The following is a 17,194-nucleotide window of genomic DNA, read 5'->3' on the forward strand; positions in this document are numbered from 1 at the left end:
CCGTGGGCATGCCTGCACAAAGGGTGCCTCTTGACGGCACGGGAGCGGGAATGAAGACTCCTTCGACAGGAGACTTCAACAGAACGTTGAAAAACTCGGCGGCAGAAAGAGGGGTTTCGGGTGTCCGGAGCTGAACTGGTGCTGCGCTCGACGCGCGTCATCACCCCCGAGGGGACACGCGCCGCGTCGATAGCGGTGACCGGCGGGAAGATCACGGCGGTCCTGCCGTACGACGCGCCCGTCCCGGACGGCGCCCGGCTGGAGGACGTCGGCGACCACGTCGTGCTGCCCGGCCTGGTCGACACCCACGTGCACGTGAACGACCCCGGCCGCACCGAGTGGGAGGGCTTCTGGACCGCCACCCGCGCCGCGGCCGCCGGCGGCATCACCACCCTCGTCGACATGCCGCTCAACTCCATCCCGCCCACCACCACGGTCGACAACCTGCGCACCAAGCGCGCGGTCGCCGCCGACAAGGCGCACATCGACGTGGGCTTCTGGGGCGGCGCCCTGCCGGACAACGTCAAGGACCTGCGCCCGCTGCACGAGGCCGGGGTCTTCGGCTTCAAGGCGTTCCTGTCGCCGTCCGGCGTGGACGAGTTCCCGCACCTCGACCAGGAACAGCTCGCCCGGTCCCTGGCGGAGATCGCAGCCTTCGACGGCCTGCTGATCGTGCACGCCGAGGACCCGCACCACCTGGCCGCGGCCCCGCAGCAGGGCGGCCCCAAGTACACCCACTTCCTCGCCAGCCGGCCGCGCGACGCCGAGGACACCGCGATCGCGACCCTGCTCGCGCAGGCCAAGCGGTTCAACGCGCGCGTGCACGTCCTCCACCTCTCCTCCAGCGACGCCCTGCCGCTGATCGCCGAGGCCCGCGCCGACGGCGTACAGGTGACCGTCGAGACCTGCCCGCACTACCTCACCCTCACCGCCGAGGAAGTGCCGGACGGCGCCAGCGAGTTCAAGTGCTGCCCGCCGATCCGCGAGGCCGCCAACCAGGACCTGCTCTGGCAGGCGCTGGCGGACGGCACGATCGACTGCGTCGTCACCGACCACTCCCCGTCCACGGCCGACCTCAAGACCGACGACTTCGCCACCGCCTGGGGCGGCATCGCCGGTCTCCAGCTCAGCCTGCCGGCCATGTGGACCGCGGCCCGCGGGCGGGGCCTGGGCCTGGAGGACATCGTGCGCTGGATGTCGGAGCGCACGGCCGCCCTGGTGGGGCTGGACGCACGCAAGGGCGCCATCGCGCCGGGCCACGACGCGGACTTCGCCGTGCTGGCCCCCGACGAGACCTTCACCGTCGACCCGGCCGCCCTCCAGCACCGCAACCGCGTCACCGCGTACGCGGGCAAGACCCTCTACGGCGTCGTGAAGTCCACCTGGCTGCGCGGCGAGCGCATCGTGGCGGACGGCGCGTTCACCGACCCGAAGGGACAGCTCCTCGACCGGGCCTGACGCGCCCGGACACTCCCTGAACCCAGTACCCCCCGAACAGCCCCGAAAGGAACACCTGATCACCGTGACGGCCCAGCAGAACACCTCGTTGGCCAGCTTCACCGGCGACGCCCAGCCCTACGGAGGCGGCGACCCGTACGCGGACTACCGCACCGCCGACCTCCCCTTCACCCAGTACGCCAACCTTGCCGACCGGCAGCTCGGCGCGGGTGTCGTCGCCGCCAACGACGAGTTCTTCGCCCAGCGCGAGAACCTGCTGGTGCCCGAGCCCGCCGAGTTCGACCCCGAGCACTTCGGGCACAAGGGCAAGGTCATGGACGGCTGGGAGACCCGCCGGCGCCGCGGCGTCTCGGCCGAGCAGCCCTGGCCCACCGAGGAGGACCACGACTGGGCGCTGATCCGCCTCGGCGCCCCCGGTGTGATCCGCGGCATCGTCGTCGACACCGCCCACTTCCGCGGCAACTACCCGCAGGCCGTCTCCGTCGAGGGCGCCTCGGTCGCGGGCTCCCCCTCCCCGCAGGAGCTGCTCGCGGACGACGTGAAGTGGACGTCCCTCGTCCCGCGCACCCCGGTGGGCGGCCACGCGGCCAACGGCTTCGCCGTCTCCGCCGAGCAGCGCTTCACCCACCTGCGGCTCAAGCAGCACCCCGACGGCGGCATCGCCCGCCTGCGGGTGTACGGCGAGGTCGTCCCGGACCCCGCCTGGCTCACCGCGCTGGGCACCTTCGACGTGGTCGCCCTGGAGAACGGCGGCCAGGTCGAGGACGCCTCCAACCTCTTCTACTCCCCGGCCACCAACACCATCCAGCCGGGCCGCTCCCGCAAGATGGACGACGGCTGGGAGACCCGCCGCCGCCGCGACCGGGGCAACGACTGGATCCAGTACCGCCTGGTGGACCGCTCGCAGATCCGCGCGATCGAGATCGACACGGCGTACCTGAAGGGCAACAGCGCGGGCTGGGCCTCCGTCTCCGTCAAGGACGGCGAGGCGGGCGAGTGGCGCGAGGTGCTCCCGCGCACCCGGATGCAGCCCGACACCAACCACCGCTTCGTCCTCCCGGAGGCGGCCGTCGGCACCCACGCGCGCGTGGACATCTTCCCCGACGGCGGCATCTCCCGGCTGCGTCTGTTCGGCTCCCTGACCGAGGACGGTGCCGCCCACCTCGCCGCCCGCCACCAGGAACTGGGCGGCTGACCCGCCACCACGGACCGCGGCGGCCCGCCCGCCGCCGCTCACCGAGCCGCGGCAGCCCACCCGCCGCCGCTCACCGACCCGCGGGGCGCACCGGCCGGACAGCACCGGTGCGCCCCGCGCGCATGTCCCGGGCGCCTCGTGCGCGTCCCGGGAGCGGGCTACGCCGCGTGGCCGCCGTCCACCGCGAACTCCGCGCCGGTGACGTACGTGGCGGTCGCCAGGTAGGCCACCGTCGACGCCACCTCGTCCGCCGTGCCGAAGCGGCCCAGCGCCGTCATGGCCGCCTGCCCCTCCGCGTAGGGCCCGTCCGCCGGGTTCATGTCGGTGTCGATCGGCCCCGGGTGCACGATGTTCGCCGTGATCCCGCGCGGACCCAGCTCCCTGGCCAGCGCCTTGGTCAGCCCGATCAGCGCCGACTTGCTCGTCGCGTAGAGCGTCCCGCCGGGCCCCGGCACCCGCTGGGTCATGCAGGTGCCGACGGTGATGATCCGTCCGCCCTCGGTCATCCGGGCGGCGGCCGCCTGCGAGGCCAGGAAGACGCCGCGGACGTTCACCGCAAGGAGCCGGTCGACATCGGCGGGGGAGAGGCTCTCCAGCGGGCCGAGCAGGCCGAGCCCCACGTTGTTGACCAGCACGTCGAGGGCGCCGCCGAGCGCCGTGGCGGCCCGCTCCACCGCCCCCGCCGCCTCGGCCGCGTCCGCGGAGTCGGCCCGCAGGGCCACCGCCCGGCGCCCCAGCGCCTCGGCGGCCCGTACGACGTCCTCGGCCGCGTCCTTGCCGTTCACGTAGGTGAGGGCCACGTCCGCGCCCTCCCGGGCCAGCCGCAGCACGGTCGCCGCGCCGATGCCCCGGCTGCCGCCGGTCACCAGGGCCGTACGGCCGGACAGGGGAGCGGTGGCGGGGGCCAGTGGGTTCGTGTGCGTGTTCGTGTTCATGGGTCCATCCCAGCCGGGCCGCCGGGCCCGTGCTGGCGGTGAACGGACGTCGACCTGAGCGGTGCGCCGTCCGTGTCCTACTGGACGGCCCTGGCACCGAGCCGGTGCCAGGGGCGGCGCGATCGGCCCGTCCACCCGCCGCCGCAGGGGCAACTAGGGGGCCGATTGGGGTTTGTCCGCCGGCCCGGCGCGCCTAAAGTCTGCGTTCGAACGCGGTTGACGAGCGTTTCAGCGCTCCTTGGGGGAGGCAGGCACATCATGAGCGGGAGCGGGTCCTGGGCAGTCCGGACCGACGGGACGGCGGACGGCATCGTTCTCGCCGTCGACTTTCCCGGTACGGGACGGCGGGAAGCCGGTTTCACGGATCTTGCCGAACGGCTCGACATTGCGTACGCCCTGTGGGAGACGCTGCCCCCGCCGTTGGCCTCAGGGACCACGCTGTCCGGCGCCGAGTGGATCGACCGCTGGATGGCCGGGGTCGAGGCGAGCGGGCGTCCGGTGCGCGCAGTGATGGGCTTCTGCGCCGCCAGTCCGTACGCGGCCGTCCTGGCACACCGTATCGGGGCGCTGCAGGGCGAGATGCCGGACGTGGTCTTCTTCGACCCGGACATCCCGCAGGAGTTCTTCCTCTACTGGCAGTACCAGCAGATCATGGAACGCTTCCTGCCAGAGCTGAGCCCCGAGGAAACCGCTGCGGCGCGGCAGCGCGGCGAACAGGCGCGCGAGCAGGCCGATGACCTCACCGCCCTGGGCGCCGAGCTGAGCCGGTGGTTTCGCGAGTACGGCGAGCCCGCGTGCCGTCGCGCCGGGCTGGACGACGAGCGTACGGCGGAGTTCCTCGGCGGCTTCACCACTTACGTGTCCTTCGTGTGCGGCTCCAGCCAGATCGCGGAGCAGGAGCCCGAGGCGTTGGTCGGCGCGTGGTCCACCGCGACCGCCGTGACCTCCGCGGGCAGCGGTGAGGCAGGCCGACTGGTGGCCAAGGAGATCCCCTTCCCCGACATCGCGCACGTCGACCTGTTGGCGACCGCAGAGGTGGCCGCGACCGTCTCCGCCCTCCTGAAGTGACGCCCGCCCCGGACCGCGAGGACGACACCATGGCAAGCGAGGACGCCCGCCCGGCGGGTACGGCCGACATCGCGGCGCACGCGTTGACCGGGCCCGTGCGGCCCGTCCCCGGCACTCCTCTGCCCGACCTGCTCAGCGCTGTGGCCAAGGGACGTGCCGACGCCACGGCCCTGGTCGCGCCCGACGCGACGTACACCTACGGCGCACTGCACGCCCGGGTGCAGCGGCTGGCCCGCCGGCTGCTCGCGGAGGGCGTCGGCGCCGAGGACCTGGTCACCGTACTGCTGCCGCGCACCGCCGACTCGGTCGTCGCGCTGCTCGCCGTCCTCACCGCCGGAGCCACCTACGTGCCCGTGGACAGCGGCTACCCGCACCAGCGCATCACCGGCATGCTCGCCGACGCGCGCCCCCGCCTGCTGCTCACCACCCGAGACTTCGCCGCGCGGCTCGCGCCGGGCGTGCCCGCGCTGTGCCTGGACGATCCGGGCAGCGCCGCGGCGACGGACGCCCTGTCCTGCGACCCCGTCGAGGACGCCGAGCGCACCCGGCCGCTCAGGCCGCACGACGCCGCGTACGTGCTGTTCACGTCGGGCTCGACCGGACGCCCCAAGGGCGTGGTGGTCGAGCACCGCTCCCTGATGAACCTGATCGTCTCGCACCGCGAACTGTTCTTCGGGCCCGCGACCCGGCACCTCGGACGGGAGCGGCTGCGCGTCGCGCACACCGCCGCGCTGTCGTTCGACGCGGCCTGGGACCCGGTGCTGTGGCTGTTCGAGGGGCACGAACTGCACCTCGTCGACGACAACGTCCGCCGGGATCCGGCCCTGCTGGTCACGCACATCACCGAGCACCGCGTCGATGTCGTGGAGACCACCCCCACCTTCGCCGAACAGCTCGATCGCGGCGGCCTGTTCGACACCGGCCTGCCCCACCGGCTCGGGGTGCTCGCGCTCGGCGGCGAGGCCATCGGGCCCGTCCAGTGGGACCGGCTGCGCGCCCTGCCGCATCTGCTCGCGCTCAATCTGTACGGACCCAGTGAGTGCACCGTCGACGCGTTCGTCGCCCCGCTCGCGGAACACCCCTCGCCGACCATCGGCCGACGGCCCGTCCCCAACACGCGCGCCTACGTTCTCGACGAGCAGGGCGAGCCGTGCGCACCCGGCGAGACCGGTGAACTGCACCTGGCGGGAGCGGGAGTCGCCCGTGGCTATCTCGGCCGGCCCGACCTCACCGCCGAACTCTTCGTCCCCGACCCCTGGCAGCCGGACGGCGCACGCATGTACCGCACCGGCGACCTCGTACGGCAGTCCCCCGACGGCACCCTCGTCTTCGTGGGCCGCGCCGACCACCAGGTGAAACTGCACGGCCAGCGACTGGAGTTGAGCGAGGTCGAGCAGGTACTGCTGGGCCACGTCTGTGTCGCGCAGTGCGCCGTGCTGCTCCGTGAGGACAGCCCGGGCGCCCGGCGCCTCGTCGCCTACGCGGTCGGCGAGGGCTGCGTACCGGAGGAACTGCGGGCGTACGCCGCCGAGTCGCTGGCCGCCTACATGGTGCCGTCCGCCGTCGTCGTCCTCGACGCCCTTCCGCTTTCCCCCAACGGCAAGCTCGACCGCTCCGCCCTGCCGGCCCCCGACTTCGGCGCACCGGCGGGCTGTGGGCGCGAGCCCTCCACGCCGGGCGAGAAGCTGCTGTGCCGACTGTTCGCGGACGTCCTCGGTCTCGGGGACGCCGACATCGACGGGATCGGGCCCGAGGACGACTTCTTCCTGCGCGGAGGGGACAGCATGGGCGCCATCCGCCTCGTCGCCGCCGCCCGCGAGGAGGGCCTGACCCTGCGCCTCCAGGACGTCTTCGAACACCGCACGGCGGAGACCCTGGCCGCGTTCGCCGCCGACCAGTTCTGAGACCGCGGGGGGACAGTGGCCGGCGCCCCCGGAAGAAGCGGGCGTACCGTGCGGCGTGCGGTTCTTCAGGATCTCGTGAGTTCTCAAGGATCCCGCGCAGCCACGGCTCCGGACAACCGACAGCCGCGCCAGGGTCTCCTGGAGTACCCACCCGGTCGGCCCGGAAGAGGCGGTGCGCTCGCGGCGCGGGCGGATCGTCGCGCAGGACGCCGACGGCGGGCCGCCGGACACGGGAACGGACAGACGCGGCGCGGCGAAGGCTGGGCAGAGCCTTGCGCCGAAGGGCAGAGGGACGGGGCCGGCGATGCCCGTGGGCCTGGCGGGCCGGGCGTCCCCGTCGGTCCTGGTGAGCCCGTCAGGTCCGCCGAGCCGCGGAACTCCGTCGGCGTCCACACCCCGCCCGGCCACGACCACGCGCCGTGGGATCCCCGGGCAGCAGGAAGTCCGGGGACGCTGGAACACCTCTCCCTGCACGCCCTCCTGGACGGTCACGGGCCGGCCCCGCGAGGCCACCGACGTCGGCACGGCAAACCTACGTCGTACGGCATCCACGGCGAGCCGGACCGCCGCCGCACACGAAGGCGAACAACAACCGACTCGGGCGGACGGGCCGGCGCCCCGCGATCCCGTTCGCCCGGGAGGCTGTTCAGCCTCCGGTCGGCACCCCGGCCACCGGCCAGGGGCCGCCGCTCAGGGACTCGTAGAGGCGGCCGAGCCGCAGGAGGGTCTGTTCGCCGTGGGGGCGGCCCATGAACTGCAGGCCGACCGGGAGGCCGTCCGTGGGGGAGCCGCAGGGCACGGAGAGGGCGGGCAGGCCCGTCAGGCTCGCCGGGTGGGCGAAGCGGGTGCTGGCGACGGGCACGACGTCCATGCCGCCGTCGGGCTGCGGCAGGAAGAACTCGCCGTGCGCGACCGGGGGGATGGCGACCGTCGGCAGGACGAACGCGTCGACGCCCTCGAACGCTTCCTGCCATTTGGCGTGCAGGAGCTGCCGGGTGCGCAGCGCGTCGATGTAGTCGCGGGCCGGGACCAGCGCGCCCTCCTCCAACCGGTCGCGGGTCGTCGGATGCAGCGCGGTGCCGTCCCGCAGGGCACGGCGGTGGTGGGCGCTGGCCTCCGCGGCCATGATCAGCGCGACAGCGGGTGACACAAGGTCGGCCATCGGAAGGCTCACCCGCACGATGCGTGCGCCCGCGGCGGCGAGCAGGTCCACCCCGGCGGCGACACGCTCCGCCACGTCGGGGGAGCAGCGCGAGAACAGCGCGTCGTCCGGGACGGCGAGCGTCAGCCCCTCCGCCGAGGCGGGCTCCGGCACCGACCACGGCTCCACGTGCGCATCGGTGCCCGATCCGGTCAGTACCGCGAAGGCCAGGGCCGCGTCGGCCACGCTGCGCGACAGCACGCCGGGTGTGTCCAGCGACCAGGACAGCGGGACCACGCCCTCACCCGGCAGCACCCCGTACGTGGGCTTCAACCCGACCACCCCGCACATGGCGGCCGGGATGCGCACCGAGCCGCCGGTGTCGGTGCCGAGGGCCAGGGGGCCCATGCCGGCCGCGACGGCCGCGGCGGCGCCGCCGCTGGAGCCGCCGGCGGAGCGTTCGGGGCAGCGCGGGTTGCGCGTGCCCGGGGTGACCGTGCCGAACGCGAACTCGTCCATCCGCGTCTTGCCGAGGAGGAGCGCCCCCGCGGACCGCAGCCGCGCGACCACCGGGGCGTCGGCGGCGGCCGGGGGCCCGCCGGCCTCGCGCAGCGCGGCCGAACCGGCCCAGGTGGGCGTGCCCGCCACGTCGAACAGGTCCTTGACCGACACGGGCACCCCGTCCAGCGGGCCGCGCGGGCCCTCCCGGGCTATGCGTGCGGAGGCCCGCTCGGCCTCCTCGAGGACCGACTCCTCCAGGACGACGGTGTACGCGCCCACCCGGGGGTCGTCCTCGCGGATGCGGGCGAGGACCTGCTGGGCCAGGTCGACGGGGCTCAGCCCGCCGTCGGCGATGCGGGCCGCCGCCTCCACCACGCTCATCTCGTGTCCCGCAGCGGCCGTTCCGGTGACGGTCTCGATCTCGGTCATCGGGTTCACGTCCCTGTCACTTCCATTCGAGACGGAACGCGGGGTGCAGCCGCTGCCCGTCCAGGTCGAGTACCTCCAGCGCCCGGCCGGCGCCGAGGAGCCGACCGCGCCGCGCCTCGAGATCCGCCCACCGCTCCTCCGCCACCGTGAGCCGGGCCGCGTCGGCGAGCACAGCGACGGCGACGGCGGCGTCGTCCGCCGCGCCGCCGGGCGTCCCCGCGGCCGCGCTCTGCGAGACCCGCGGACCTTGCCCGCCATGCGTTCCCTGCGCACTCTGCGTTTCGTTCGACAATTCGTTTTCCCGCCGTCTCAGCCGGATGCGGCCTGGTCGATTCGATTCCGTCCGGCAAACTAGCAAGCCCGCGGCCCTCACAGAAGATTGCCGAACGCCGGGCTCGGGACAACTCCCGAACAATTCCGGTCCACCGCTTTCTGACAGGGGAGATTAGGGGGCCAATAGGGGGGCCCGACGTCCGTACGGTGTCGGAAGTGACGACACGTGCAGCGACGACGGACTCCACCGCGCAGAACCGGGCGGTGGCACTCGCGGGCGACCTGCGGACCGGCTCGCGGACCGGTCCGCGCTGGGACCGGCGGACCACGGATCTTCTGGCCCGGTCGGCCCGGGTGACCGAGCGGGGCGCCGGGCCGGCCACCGCGGAGTTCGCCGGCTGGCTCGCCGACCGCGGACGCGAACACGCCTTCCGGGTGCGGCGGATCGATTTCGCCGAACTGAAAGGTTGGAATTTCCGTCAACCGACCGGAAACCTGGTCCACCAGTCCGGCAGATTCTTCACCGTGGAAGGACTGCGGGTCCGCACCTCGGCCGGGTCCTTCCCTGAATGGCATCAACCGATCATCCGGCAACCCGAGGTCGGCATTCTCGGAATCCTGGCGAAGGAAATCGACGGTGTTCTGCATTTTCTGATGCAGGCGAAGATGGAACCCGGCAATCCGAACCTGCTGCAGCTGTCGCCGACCGTGCAGGCGACCCGCAGCAACTACACGCGCGTGCACCGCGGCGCGCCCGTCAGATACGTGGAGTACTTCGCCGGGCCGCGCCAGGGCCGGATCCTGGCGGACGTGCTGCAGTCCGAGCACGGCTCCTGGTTCTACCGCAAGCACAACCGCAACATGATCGTCGAGACCCGCGACGAGGTGCCCCCGCACCCCGACTTCTGCTGGCTCACCCTCGGTCAGCTCTACGAACTGCTCCGCCGGGACAACACGGTCAACATGGACTCCCGCACCGTGCTGTCCACCTTGCCCCCTCTCGCGGAGCTGCCGGACAGCCGACTGGCGCTCACCCCGGACGCGGAAGTCCTGAGCTGGCTCACCGAGCACCGCTCCACGCAGGACTGGACGATCGAGCTGGTCCCGCTGACCGGGCTGCCCGGCTGGGCGCGCACCGAGCGCGAGATCAGCCGCGAGGACGGGCGCTTCTTCGATGTCGTCGCGGTCGCCGTGGAGGCCGGCAACCGTGAGGTGCCGAGGTGGACGCAGCCGCTGATCGAACCGCACGGCGAGGGGGTGGCCGCGTTTCTGCTGCACGAATTCGACGGCGTACCCCACGTCCTGGCGCACGCCCGCATGGAGGGCGGCCTGCCCCTGGTGGTCGAGGTGGCGCCCACCGTCCAGTGCGTCCCCGCCAACTACCCCGAGGACAGGCGTCCCCGCTACCTCGACGAGGTGTTGGCCGCGCCGCCCGCCCGGATCCGCTACAACGCCGTGCACGCCGAGGAGGGCGGCCGGTTCCGCAACGCCGTCAGCCGTTACCTCCTCGTCGAGTCCGACGGCGCCCTCGCCGCCGAGCCGCTGCCGCCCGGGTACGCCTGGCTGAGCGTGTGTCAGCTGGAACGGCTCACCAGCGCCGGGCTGAGCGTCAACGTCCAGGCGCGGACCCTGCTCGCGTGCCTGCGTTCCGTGGCGCGGCCGTCATGACCGCCGGCACGCGGGGGGCCGACCGGCGGAGCCGGGGAGCCGACGGAGCCGGCCGCCGTTCCCGAGTGTCTGAGAAACACTGGGCAGGGAAGAGGGTCGTCGTCACCGGCGGCCTCGGATTCATCGGCTCGCATTTCGTCGAACAACTTCTGGAACGCGGCGCCCGTGTAACGTGTGTCCACCGCGGCGAGAAGCCGGAAATACTGGAGGTTCCGCCATCGGCGAACCGCGCCCGGCTCCTTTCGCTCGACCTTCTGGACGACACTGCGCTGTCTGCCGCGCTCCGCTCCGCCACGCCGCGAATCGACCTGATCGTGCACTGCGCCGCCCTGTACGGGAATGCGGATTTCAAGAAACGCAACCCGGCGCTGATACTCGACGCGAACATGCGGATGGCATCAAACGTTCTCAGGGCCGCCCGGGCCTGCGGCGTCGGCGACGTCGTCATGATGGGGTCGGCGGAGATCTACTCGGAACTCGCGCCGAGTCCGGCCCGCGAGGACGACGACTACCGCCGATATCCGGTCCCCACGGAGAACGGCTATGCGTTGGCGAAGATCTACACCGAGATGCTGGCAGAGTTCTTCCGCACGCAGTACGGCATGCGGATCTTCGTGCCCAGACCGACGAACGTCTACGGCCCGCGGGACGACTTCGACGCGTCCGTCAGCCGGGTCGTCCCGAGGCTGATGAACCGCATCGCCCGCGGCGAGGACATCGAGATCTGGGGCGACGGCAGCCAGACGCGCACCTTCGTGCACGTCCGGGACGTCGTGCGTGCCACCCTGCGCATGGTGGAGTCGAACCGGCACCACACCCTCAACATCGGGACCCGCGAGGAGATCTCGATCCTCGGCCTGGCCAAGCTGCTGTCGTCGGTGTTCGGCGGCCCCGAGTTCATCCGGCTCGTCCCGGCCAAGCCCACCGGCCCCGGCACGCGAACCCTGGACGTCAGCCGGATGGACGAGCTGATCGACTTCGACCCGACCGCCCTGCGGGACGGGCTGGAGGAGACCGTGCGGTGGTACCGCAGGACGAGGAACCAAGCGGCCAAGGCCAGTTGACCGGCCTCCGGACACAGCGAGCAAGGAATCAGGAGAGAGACGTATGCACTACACACGTCTGGGCCGCACCGCACTGAAGATCAGCAGATTGTGCGTGGGAACGGTCAACTTCGGGGGACGGGTGGACGAGAAGGATGGACACCGCATCCTGGACCGCGCACTCGACCTGGGCCTCAACTTCGTCGACACCGCCAACATGTACGGCTGGCGCGTGCACAAGGGCTATACGGAGGAGACGATCGGCCGCTGGTTCGCCAAGGACCCGTCCTGCCGGGACCGGACCGTGCTGGCCACCAAGGTCGGCAACGAGATGTCCGGCGCGCCCAACCAGAGCGGTCTGTCGGCCCGACACATCGTCGCGTCCTGCGAGGCGTCCCTGCGCCGACTGCAGACCGACCGCATCGACCTCTTCCAACTGCACCACGTGGACCGCACGGCGCCCTGGGACGAGATCTGGCAGGCACTGGACCTGCTGGTGAGCCAGGGAAAGGTGCTGTACGTGGGCTCGTCCAACTTCGCGGGCTGGCACGTGGCCATGGCCCAGGAGGCGGCCGGCCGGCGGCACTTCCTCGGCCTGGTCTCCGAGCAGTGCGCGTACAACCTGGTCACCCGCCTGCCCGAGCTGGAACTCATCCCCGCCGCGCGCGCCTATGGCATGGCCGTGCTCCCCTGGTCGCCACTGCACGGCGGACTGCTCGGCGGGGTCCTCGCCAAGCTGCGCGAGGGGAGCGCGGTCAAGTCGGCGCAGGGGCGGGCGGTGCCGGCTCTGGATGAGCACCGCGGCCGTATCGAAACGTACGAAGAGCTGTGCCGTGAGCTGGGCGAGCACCCCGCTCAGGTCGGCCTCGCCTGGGTGCTGTCGCGTCCGGGGGTGACCGCTCCCGTCATCGGCCCGCGCAGTGTGGAGCAGTTGGACAGCGCGGTCGCCGCGTTGGACCTCACCCTGCCGCACGACGCTCTCACCCGGCTCGACGAATTGTTCCCGGGGCCGCGCGCGGAGGCACCGGAGGCGTGGATCACGACATAAGCGGTAGGACGCGAACGCGGGCGCCGCCGACCGGGGGAAGGGAAACTCCCGGTCACCGTCCGCATGATGACGGCCGCTGCGATTTCCGGATTGCGGAAACGGTCAAGGTTGTGGCTCCTTCGACAAGCGAGCGGTCCCGTCCGACGGCGGGACCGCTCGGTGGCGTTCGATTCGCGAACGTCACACTGCGCTCGGCAGTGCTGCGCCAGACTGGCGACGGCCCGCGCCGGGGGGTATCCCCCGTTCCGATCTTGGGGTGCGCCGGATCGCGCCCCGGTGAGGGGCGAAACTAGCGTCCAACCATGACTTCGACTCTGAGAAAGCACCTGGTCATGGCACTCGGTGTCGCTACGCTGCTCACCGCCGAGGTGGTCCCCGCCATCGCTCAGCCGGCCGCTCCCTCCCCGGCGGATCAGTTACGTCGGGACACCAAGGCGATCCACGCCCTCGGCGTGAGCGGTGTGCAGGCCCGCGTGATCGCGCCTGACGGTCGGCAGTCGGTCGCCACCAGCGGTACCGCCGACCGGCGTCACCGATGACGGGCGTCGAAGCGCTGTGGTCTCCATGTCCGAGGCCCGCGGCGACACCAAGGAGCACATACTGGAGCAGGAGAACGCGGCCAGCGCCCTGATCGACCACGCACTGTGCGCCGGCCCCAACACCCGGTGAGCGGAGGTGTCGTCGCTGTGGGCGGTTAGGGTCTGTCCGGCGGATCAGGCCGTCTTCACCCTCCACACTGCCCCTGTCAGCCCTGACGACGCGCCCGTCTAAGTGAGGCGGCGGTGTGTCGTCGGTGAAGACCGGCATGCCGAGGTCGGCCAACTGTGGCCGGCCATCGGTCGGGGCCCGCTTGAGGCTGTTGAGCTTGGCCATCGCGGCGTTGAAACCGACCTGGAGCCCTTCGACCTCGCCGAGCCAGCCGTTCCCGCGGGCTTCGGTGATGCGCTCGCGGAGGTTCTGGATGATCTCGATGAGGCGGGGCCGCGGCTTCGGACCGGCGCACCTTGTCCTGGGCGCGGCGCAGCGTGACGGCGCCGAGGACGGTCCGCCGGGACGCGGTGCACGCTCGGCGACCGGGGAGGGCGCACCACGGTCGGCGGGCCCGCGTACCTCGAAAGGCCACTGGGCCGCTACACGGCGTCGCACCGCCCGGCCGCCCTCACCCGACCCACCGGCCGCGTCGGCGTGTCACAGCCCCAAGTGGGCCCGGACGACGGTGAGGACGTCGGCCGCGCGGTCGTTGAGATAGAAGTGCCCCCCGGGGAAGACATGCAGGTCGGTGGGACCCTCGGTGTGGACGGACCAGGCGCGGGCCTCCTCCACCGTCGCCATGGGGTCGTCGTCGCCCGTCAGCACGGTCACCGGGCAGCGCACCCGGTCGCCGGGACGCGGCTCGTACGTCTCCACGGCGCGGTAGTCGGCGCGGATCGCGGGCAGCACCATCCGGACCAGCTCCTCGTCCTCGAACACCTGGGCGTCGGTGCCGCTGAGCCGGCGCACCCCGTCCAGCAGGGCGCTGTCGGTGCGCTTGTGCATGTCCTCGCTGGGCCGGACCGCGCTCGGCGCGCGCCGCCCCGACACGAACAGCCGCACCGGGCCGCGCCCGGCCTCCTCCAGCCGGAGCGCCACCTCGTAGCCGAGGAGAGCACCCATGCTGTGCCCGAACACCGCGAGGGGCCGCTCGTCGTCGCCTTCACCCACCGCGTCGGCGACCCGGTCCGCCAACTCCCGCAGATCTCCGAGCGGTTCCTCGGAGCGGCGGTCCTGGCGCCCAGGGTACTGCACGGCGAGCACGTCGGCGGCGGCAGCGAGCGCGGTGGCCACGGGCACGTAGTAGCTGGCCGCGCCGCCGGCGTGCGGCAGGCACAGCAAGCGGACTCCCGCGTCGGGGGCGGGCCGGTAACGGCGTATCCAGACGCCGGTGTCCACTGCGGAGGTCATGGGGTCCTGCTTTCTGTCGGATCAGAGGGGTCGGCGCCGTCAGGCGGCGGTGAGTTCGCGGGCGAGTTCGTCCGCGAGGTACGCGGCGAGTTCGACCGGGTTGAGGTGGTCGTAGATCAGGGTGGTGGGCAGTTTCAGCCCGGTGATCGCGGAGAGGCGGTGCCCGAACTCGACCGCGGTGAGCGAGGCGAACCCCAGGTCCATGAAGTCGCCGTCGGCGGACACGGCGTCGGCCGACGCGTGCCCGAGAACGACGGCGACCTGACCGCGCACCAGCTCCACCAGTGTCTCCAGCTTGTGGTCGGCGTCCCGGGCGGCGAGGACACGGTGCAGCGACTCGGGTCCGTCGACCCCGGCCAGCAGGCCGGACTTCCCCGCGTCCCCGGCCAGGGCCGCCGAGGCCAGCGCCGCCCGCGCCTCGGGGACGCCCTCCAGGAGGCGCCTGCCGCGGGTGTCCGCGTGCGTGCCGGCGTACTGCGCCCAGTCCCGCCCCGTGACGACCAGCAGCCCGTCCGCCCGTTCCATGGCCCGGTCCAGCACGGCGAGGTCGAGTGCGTCGGGGTCGGCGGCGATCAGACGTACCGGCGCCCGGTCGGCGGCCCGTTCCCGGGCCGCGGCCTCCCACCAGCCGGTCAGCGCCGCCACGGCACCGGTGCCCGGGGCGCCGACCAGGTCGTCCACGTCCACGGCGAGGAACAGGGCGATCGGGCCCGCGGTGCTGGAAACGCCGGCCAGAGCGGGGAGTCCGGCGCCCAGGACTTCGTCGAGCGTCTTGTCCAGCGGGCCGTCGGACGCGGTGGCGCGCGGCGCGTGCACCACGCCCGTCAGAGGACACCCGTCGGGTCCGGCGGGCAGCGATGCGGCGAGGTGGGCCAGCGCGGGGCCGTCGGAGACGTCGCAGACGACTCGGCTGACCCCGGCCACGGCGGGTCCCGGCGTGCCCGCAGGCTCCGGCTCGTCCGGCGCGGTGGCCACCAGGACGTGCGCCGCACCGGAGGCGAGCAGACGTCGGGCCACACGGTCCCGCCAGGTGTCGCTGCCGCCGCTCACCAGGAGCGTGCCGCGCGGCGCGAGTGCGGTGGCCCGGGCCGGACCGTCGGCCGCACCGGTCGCCCTGAGGAGCCGCCGGGCGAACACACCCGCGTCACGCACGGCCACCTCGGTCTCCTCGGCCGGGGTCGCCAGCACCTCGGCCAGCCGCCTCAGCACACGGTCACCGCATGGAGCGGGTACGTCGACGACACCGGCCCAGCGCACTTCGGGGTCCTCCGCGAGCAGTCGGCCGAGACCCCACAGCACGGCCTGGGCGGGAGCGCTCACCCGCTCCGAGCCGCCCGTCGATACGGCCCCCGAGGTCAGGGACCACACGGGCACGGACGCAGCGGCCCCGGACAGGGCACGCAGCAGCGCCAGCGTGCCGACGGCCGCCTCCCGGGCATCCCCGGGACCGTCCGCCGAAACGAGGCCGAGCAACGACAGGACACCCTCAAGCTCACCGCCGTCCGCCGTCAGGGACGACACTTCGGCGGCGAGGTCGTCGTACGAGTCCGCCCCCGGGTCACCGACGGTGACGACCCGCACGTCGGCTCCCGCGCCCCCCAGCGCAGAGGCGAGGCGCGTCACCAGGGCATCGTCGGCGCCGATCCGCGCCGGTATGGTCAGCAGCCAGATGCCCCGCAGCCGTGCCGTGGCGCTGTCCGGACGCCGGGCCACGGCGGTCCAGCCGACACGGTAGTGCGACACGCGAGCGGCGGCCCGCCGACGCCCCAGCCACGACGCGAGGACCGGCAACGCCGCCTCGACCGCCGCGCGTTCCTGCGCGCCGCCCGTCTCGTCGTCGATCCCCAGCAGAGCCGCCAGCGAGCCCAGGTCCTCGTCGGCCACCGCCCCCCAGAAGCGGGTGTCGGGGTCCGGTACCTCGGCGCCGGAGGGGGCAACCGTGTCGTCGGCCGCCGCCAGTTCCTCCGGGTCCAGCCAGTACCGTTCGTGCTGGAAGGCGTACGTCGGCAGATCCACTCGCCGTCCACCGGCCAGCACTGCCGGCCAGTCGACCGAACCACCGCGCGTGAAGAAGCCGCCGGCCGCCTCGACTGCCGCTCGTACCTCGGTCCGGTCCCGGCGCAGGGCGGGCACGGCTTGTGTGTCGAGGGTCTGCTCGACGAGTCCGGTCAGTATCGCGTCGGGGCCGATCTCGATGAACTTCCGTACGCCGAGCTCGTGCAGGGCTCGCAGCCCGTCGGCGAAGCGGACGGTCTGGCGCACGTGCCGCACCCAGTACGCAGGCTCGGTGATTTCCGCTCCTGCCACGGTTCCCGTGACGGTGGACACGAAGGGCAGGGACGGCTGGCGGAAGGAAAGCCCTTCTACGACGGCCTGGAAGTCCTTGAGTATCGGGTCCATCAGGGGGGAGTGGAAGGCGTGGCTCACTGTCAGCCGCTTCACCCGCCTGCCCTGGGCTGTGAGAACCTCGGCGACCTGTTCGACTTCGGTCTTGGCGCCGGAGACGACGACGGCTTCGGGTGCGTTGACCGCGGCGATGTCCGCCCGGTCGGTGATTCCTTCCAGTAGGGGCAGGACTTCGTCCTCGGTT

At 72.7% G+C, this 17,194-nt stretch carries 13 protein-coding genes; 8 read left to right on the plus strand and 5 right to left on the minus strand.

Translation table 11 applies throughout. From position 1 onward, the window contains the following. Positions 1–120: 120 nt before the first annotated feature. Both allB and alc read left to right on the plus strand, forming a co-directional pair. A complete protein-coding gene (gene allB / locus IE258_RS27025; RefSeq protein WP_189747592.1) occupies positions 121–1,458 on the plus strand; it encodes an allantoinase AllB in 1,338 nt (445 codons plus the stop codon). A gap of 64 nt (positions 1,459–1,522) precedes the next feature. Next, entirely contained in the window at positions 1,523–2,653 is a 1,131-nt protein-coding gene (alc, locus tag IE258_RS27030) for an allantoicase (RefSeq protein WP_189747594.1), read from the plus strand. A 158-nt stretch (positions 2,654–2,811) separates the two neighbouring features. Here alc and IE258_RS27035 read toward each other — a convergent pair whose 3' ends face one another. Then, positions 2,812–3,588: an SDR family oxidoreductase gene (locus IE258_RS27035; RefSeq protein WP_189747596.1), complete on the minus strand. Its 777-nt coding sequence runs from the start codon at positions 3,586–3,588 to the stop codon at positions 2,812–2,814. Positions 3,589–3,846: 258 nt separating this feature from the next. On the opposite strand from IE258_RS27035, the gene IE258_RS27040 reads away from it, so the two are divergent. Together IE258_RS27040 and IE258_RS27045 are read left to right on the plus strand one after the other, a co-directional pair. Next, positions 3,847–4,656, plus strand: coding sequence for a hypothetical protein (locus tag IE258_RS27040; protein ID WP_189747598.1), 810 nt, complete (start codon positions 3,847–3,849; stop codon positions 4,654–4,656). 29 nt (positions 4,657–4,685) lie between these two features. Continuing rightward, positions 4,686–6,560: a non-ribosomal peptide synthetase gene (locus IE258_RS27045; protein WP_189747601.1), complete on the plus strand. Its 1,875-nt coding sequence runs from the start codon at positions 4,686–4,688 to the stop codon at positions 6,558–6,560. 646 nt (positions 6,561–7,206) lie between these two features. Here IE258_RS27045 and IE258_RS27050 read toward each other — a convergent pair. Together IE258_RS27050 and IE258_RS27055 are read right to left on the minus strand one after the other, a co-directional pair. Continuing rightward, entirely contained in the window at positions 7,207–8,631 is a 1,425-nt protein-coding gene (locus tag IE258_RS27050; RefSeq protein WP_189747603.1) for an amidase, read from the minus strand. 16 nt (positions 8,632–8,647) lie between these two features. After that, on the minus strand, positions 8,648–8,923 hold the full coding sequence (locus IE258_RS27055) for a hypothetical protein (protein ID WP_159329222.1): 276 nt from the start codon (positions 8,921–8,923) through the stop codon (positions 8,648–8,650). Between the two features lie 263 nt (positions 8,924–9,186). On the opposite strand from IE258_RS27055, the gene IE258_RS27060 reads away from it, so the two are divergent. The 4 genes from IE258_RS27060 (at position 9,187) to IE258_RS27075 (ending at position 13,202) form a co-directional block, all read left to right on the plus strand. Beyond that, positions 9,187–10,572 (plus strand): NDP-hexose 2,3-dehydratase family protein, encoded by a 1,386-nt coding sequence (locus IE258_RS27060; protein WP_189747653.1) that lies wholly within the window; start codon positions 9,187–9,189, stop codon positions 10,570–10,572. Beyond that, positions 10,569–11,636 (plus strand): NAD-dependent epimerase/dehydratase family protein, encoded by a 1,068-nt coding sequence (locus IE258_RS27065; RefSeq protein WP_229892458.1) that lies wholly within the window; start codon positions 10,569–10,571, stop codon positions 11,634–11,636. The genes IE258_RS27060 and IE258_RS27065 overlap by 4 nt, the downstream gene beginning before the upstream one ends. Before the next feature lie 43 nt (positions 11,637–11,679). Then, entirely contained in the window at positions 11,680–12,663 is a 984-nt protein-coding gene (locus IE258_RS27070) for an aldo/keto reductase (protein ID WP_189747605.1), read from the plus strand. Positions 12,664–12,965: 302 nt separating this feature from the next. Beyond that, complete coding sequence (locus IE258_RS27075; RefSeq protein ID WP_189747607.1) at positions 12,966–13,202, plus strand: hypothetical protein; 237 nt, start codon at positions 12,966–12,968, stop codon at positions 13,200–13,202. Positions 13,203–13,851: 649 nt separating this feature from the next. Here the strand turns inward: IE258_RS27075 and IE258_RS27080 are convergent. Together IE258_RS27080 and IE258_RS27085 are read right to left on the minus strand one after the other, a co-directional pair. Then, complete coding sequence (locus IE258_RS27080) at positions 13,852–14,604, minus strand: thioesterase II family protein (protein ID WP_189747609.1); 753 nt, start codon at positions 14,602–14,604, stop codon at positions 13,852–13,854. A 39-nt stretch (positions 14,605–14,643) separates the two neighbouring features. Next, on the minus strand, positions 14,644–17,194 hold a 2,551-nt coding region (locus IE258_RS27085; RefSeq protein WP_189747611.1), incomplete at its 5' end, for an acyltransferase domain-containing protein.

It is taken from the genome of Streptomyces tendae (assembly GCF_014650435.1).
Lineage (GTDB): Bacteria > Actinomycetota > Actinomycetes > Streptomycetales > Streptomycetaceae > Streptomyces > Streptomyces tendae.